Annotated in this window: 5 protein-coding genes; 3 read left to right on the top strand and 2 right to left on the bottom strand. The window is 39.2% G+C overall.

Annotated features, from left to right (window positions below; all coding sequences use genetic code 11):
- Positions 1 to 193 precede the first annotated feature (193 nt).
- The gene (locus ACT8YW_RS21775) at positions 194 to 673 is read right to left on the bottom strand and encodes an MGMT family protein (protein WP_002322212.1); all 480 of its coding nucleotides are present in this window, start codon (positions 671 to 673) and stop codon (positions 194 to 196) included.
- A gap of 310 nt (positions 674 to 983) precedes the next feature.
- Positions 984 to 1,655 (bottom strand): helix-turn-helix domain-containing protein, encoded by a 672-nt coding sequence (locus ACT8YW_RS21770; protein ID WP_002322214.1) that lies wholly within the window; start codon positions 1,653 to 1,655, stop codon positions 984 to 986.
- Between the two features lie 445 nt (positions 1,656 to 2,100).
- On the opposite strand from ACT8YW_RS21770, the gene ACT8YW_RS21765 reads away from it, so the two are divergent.
- The 3 genes from ACT8YW_RS21765 to ACT8YW_RS21755 all read left to right on the top strand — a co-directional run bounded on the left by ACT8YW_RS21765 (position 2,101) and on the right by ACT8YW_RS21755 (position 4,688).
- The gene (locus tag ACT8YW_RS21765) at positions 2,101 to 3,213 is read left to right on the top strand and encodes a replication initiation factor domain-containing protein (protein WP_318155999.1); all 1,113 of its coding nucleotides are present in this window, start codon (positions 2,101 to 2,103) and stop codon (positions 3,211 to 3,213) included.
- Positions 3,213 to 3,416, top strand: a complete 204-nt coding sequence (locus ACT8YW_RS21760; protein ID WP_002610247.1) for an excisionase — start codon at positions 3,213 to 3,215, stop codon at positions 3,414 to 3,416. Before ACT8YW_RS21765 ends, ACT8YW_RS21760 begins: the two co-directional genes overlap by 1 nt.
- 78 nt (positions 3,417 to 3,494) lie before the next feature.
- A complete protein-coding gene (locus ACT8YW_RS21755) occupies positions 3,495 to 4,688 on the top strand; it encodes a tyrosine-type recombinase/integrase (protein WP_444107123.1) in 1,194 nt (397 codons plus the stop codon).
- Positions 4,689 to 4,859 lie beyond the last annotated feature (171 nt).

Below are 4,859 nucleotides of genomic sequence, written 5' to 3'. Positions count from 1 at the left end.
TTTCTTCATATCCACATTATATCATTTTCATATCTGCACCACAATAAAATTTTATGCACCGATAATCTTACTGAACAGCTCTAACAAACACCATTTCATCACTCCAATCTGAAATTTAGGTATGAAAAAAGCAGTCAATCCTAAGACTAACTGCTTTGTGTATAGAGATATGAAATTGTGAAATAGAATTTGCCTATTTCAAATCAAAAAGAGAATTTTCATAGTCCTTTACATAGTATCGTATATTTTTACGCCCCTTTTGAATAATGGTATGTCCCTCTGCTTCTAATTTTTCTTTCTGTGCTTCAATACCATTTGGATATTTAGCATTTAATTCTCCGTTTGCTTTTAATGTTCTCCAATAGGGTGTTTCATCTTCGGAACGCTGATAACTCGCCCACGCTACAATAGAAACAAATATACCCGCTGTAATCGGCTCTGTAAAATCTGCACCACTCAATTTTGCAAAGTGTTCTCGTATTTTTCCAACCGTAATCACTTTACCATACGGAACTTTTTTCATTACTTTGTCATAGTCAATCGGGGGAGCAAAATACATTTTGTTTCCACCATATTTCTCAATACTTTTCTGGTCTATGATAATTTGAAATTTTGGCATATCCTTACTATCATGCAACATAGCATTAAAATCTTTTTTATCTTCATTTGCCATTTGTGCCACCTCCTACTTTAAGGATAGTCTGTTTCTTATTTCCATGCAATGAGGCTGTTTGAAAATTATTAACACTTTCAAATTTGTCGCTTTCTTCATATCCATATTATAACAGTTCCATATATCCGCCACAATAAAAATCAGCATACCCTTAGCATTTATGGAACAAAAATGCACACTTTTTCTTTCTTCCTCTTGATTACCCCACAACAGAAAAGAAAAAGCCCTGTCAAGAGCCTTGCCACCATTGGTGGTGCTTTGCACTCTTTACTGGGCTTTTTGTTTGCTGTATCTTCCATGCAAGAGGAAATTAAAGACCTCTGTTCCATTTCGCCTTTAGATAATCTTCATAGTCTGCTTCATTGAAGTCTACTTGTGGAGAAGTGTCGGGAATGTTGTTTCTGTTGTCTATATCCGCAAGCTGACGAAATATCCAATCATCATAAGGGTCATGGTATTTATACTCTTTGGGCTGTTCTCTGTATCGGTCTAACCCTCGCATTTCCTTATGTACTTTTATCATGCGTTCCAGTTTTTGACGCTGTATCAACTGCTTGATTTCCATAAGTTCTTCCAACTCCGTAACCTCATTGGTAATGTAGTTATGGATATACTGTATGAGTTTATATGCCTTGTAAAATGTGCATTCTTTTTCATCATCGAAAAATTCATTTTCAGACAGGTAATCTAAGGAAACATTGAAGTCTTGTTCCCGTTTGATAATATCCATGATATAGGGCTCGGTGTGGTCAATATACTTCCATTCTCCCGACAATAATTCATTGGGTGTTACTCCCAGCACGTCCATTATCTTTTCCAGCGTATCAAAGGTAGGATAATTCACGCCACGTTCAATCTTGGAAAGGCTCTGCATATTGATACCGATTTTGTCCGCAAGTTCCTGTTGTTTCATTCCTCTGTGTTTTCTTATGGTCTGTATGTTTTCTCCTAAGAAACTGATTTTCTTTTCATAATGCTCCATAACTTAGTATAACCGCTCCTTTCGTTGCTTTTCTTGGTATTTATAAGCATATCATACTTAATATATATCTAAAAGTCAACAAAAACTTCTTGACAAGTAATTCTAATGGCGTTATTATCGTATCAGATAGAGTGATTAAGCACGCTAGGGTCAATCACACGCTTGAGTAAGCATAGAAAAGATGTATTTTCATTTTGATAGCATGAATAAGCATAGACTATCAGACCGAAAATAAGGTTTCTGACTGGGGCTGTTCCGTTTAGCCACGAGCCTTACAAGGCTCGTGAGCGTTAAGAACGGGGCAGACACAGGAAGAAAGGGAACGCCTTTAGGCGTTCGTAAAGGGCGTATATGTAACACCGCCCTGCGTATACATGTCATAGTACCTAGAAACTGTGATAAATAAAGGAAAAAACACAATTTTTACCCCGCAAAAAAACGGGGCATACGAAAGGAGAAATGCACTATAACTACACACAAAAATTTATCCGTTAAGATTGATTACATCAGCATTGTATTTGAAACGGCAACCGCTGAAGATGTAATCATGCACATTTTAGATTTACCGACTGACATTTTCAATGTTTATCCAGCAACGATAAAATTCAAGACTTATCAAGCACGCTGGCAGATTGGAGATATTTATGTATCGGGGGACGCAAGAAAGACAGAGGACAACCAACAAGGGCTAGGCTGTTATCTTGTTATGACTGGCAGAGGTTGTGATGATATTTTCCGTATTCTCGACAGTAGGAATAGTACCTTTGGAGATATGTTCCGACGCTGTGAGCGAAGATACGGACTGGATAATTTCCATTTCACAAGACTTGATATTGCCATTGATGATAAGAACGAAAAGCCATTCTTTACCATAGAGCAGATAAAGAAGAAATGCGAAAAAGAGGAATTTATCTCGAATAGTGAGGGCTACCACTTTGACGAAAGCAAGTTTGATGATTTCGACACTGCAAAGACCGTTTATATCGGTGCTGGTAAATCGGGATTGTCCTACCGCTTTTATGATAAAGATAAGGAAGTCTGTTCAAAACATAATAAGACACTTGATGAAGTCGGCAGTTGGAAACGGACAGAAATGCAACTGCGTGATGATAAGGCTCATGCTTTTGCCATGACATTCAAGGACAGACCGCTGGAACTTGGGGAACTGGCTTTCGGGCTATTGGCAAACAACCTACGCTTTGTCGTGCCAAACAGAAATGAAAGTAATAAGAGCAGATGGAAAACGTGTCGGTTTTGGGAACGCTTTTTAGGGGCTGTGGAAGTCTTAAAACTGCAAGTACCGAAACTACATAATTCTCTTGAAGAAACACAGCAATGGCTCACAGAGGGTGGCGTGATTTCCGCTGTGAAAAGTTTTTACTTCTTGGAAGAACATGACGCATTAGGTGGACTGGAAAAAGTGGGAACTATGCTTGATAAGGCAAGATACAGCAATTCCCTTTCCAGTAAACTAACCGCCCACTTACAGAGGATAGACCGCACCGACCTTATCCCCTATATCCAGTATGACACGAAACATGGGAAAGGGGGTATCTGATGAATAACAACGATATTCCTGTATGGGAAAAATACACCCTTACCATTGAAGAAGCGTCAAAGTATTTCCGTATCGGAGAAAACAAGTTAAGACGATTGGCAGAGGAAAACAAGGACGCTGGCTGGCTCATTATGAATGGCAACCGCATACAGATTAAACGCCGACAGTTTGAAAAGGTCATTGACAAATTGGACGCAATCTAATGCAAATGAGCCTTGTATGTGTTATGATGAACACAAGTCATATCAAGGCTCTTTCCAACAAGGAAAGGAGCAGACATCATGAAAGAAAAAAGACGGGATAGCAAAGGACGTATCCTGCATACTGGAGAGAGCCAACGAACAGACGGAAAATACTTATATAAATATGTGGACGCATTTGGAAACACAAAATATGTGTATGCTTGGAGATTGACACCCACAGACCCGACACCAAAGGGAAAACGGGAAAAACCCTCACTTCGTGAACTGGAACAGCAGATAAGACGGGATATTGAGGACGGTATCGACAGCACAGGCAAGAAAATGACGCTTTGCCAACTCTACGCCAAACAGAACGCACAGAGGGCAAATGTGAAGAAAAGCACAATGAAACAACGGGAACAACTCATGCGGTTATTGAAAGAGGACAAGTTAGGTGCTAGGAGCATTGATACGATAAAACCCTCTGACGCTAAGGAATGGGCGTTACGCATGAAAGACAAAGGCTTTTCCTATAACACCATTAACAACCATAAACGCTCGTTAAAAGCGTCATTCTATATCGCCATACAAGACGATTGTGTAAGGAAAAACCCTTTTGATTTCAAGTTAAGTGAAGTCCTAGAAAATGATACCAAAGAGAAAGTCGCATTGACAGAGGAACAGGAACAAGCCTTACTCTCATTCATCAAGACGGACAATGTGTATCACAAGTATTATGATGATGTGCTGATACTGTTAAAGACAGGACTTCGTATCTCGGAACTGTGCGGACTGACAATCATGGACGTTGATTTTATCCATGAGGTTGTAGTTATCGACCACCAGTTACTAAAGAGTAAGGAACAAGGTTATTATATTGAAACGCCTAAGACAAAGAGTGGAACAAGGCAAGTGCCATTAAGCAAGGAAACGATACAAGCATTTCAACGAGTGATAAAGAAACGCCCAAAGGCAAAACCATTTGTGATAGACGGACGGAGCAACTTCCTATTTGTCAATCAGAAAGGCAAGCCAAAAGTTGCGATTGATTACAGCACTTTATTTGTCCGTATGGTAAAGAAATACAACAAGCACCATAAGGACAACCCCTTGCCACATATCACACCGCATACGCTACGCCATACATTCTGCACAAGGCTGGCAAGCAAGAACATGAACCCAAAAGATTTACAGTATATCATGGGACATTCAAACATTAGTATCACAATGAACTGGTACGCTCATGCGTCCATAGATACCGCAAAATCAGAGGTTCAGCGTCTAATCGCATAGAAGTATTTACCACGATTTTAACCACGCTTGATAGCGAAAATATAAGAAGATAGACCTAGATATGTGAGGTTTACCACAAAAGCAAAATGCCCGTAGAGCCGATAAAATAAGGCTTTGCGGACATTTAAGAAGATATAAAAAGATAGTCAAAAAAACATATATAATTTATTA

The organism is Bacteroides sp., assembly GCF_052357945.1.
Classification (GTDB): Bacteria; Bacteroidota; Bacteroidia; order Bacteroidales; family Bacteroidaceae; genus Bacteroides.
This window is presented reverse-complemented; position numbering and strand designations above follow the sequence as displayed.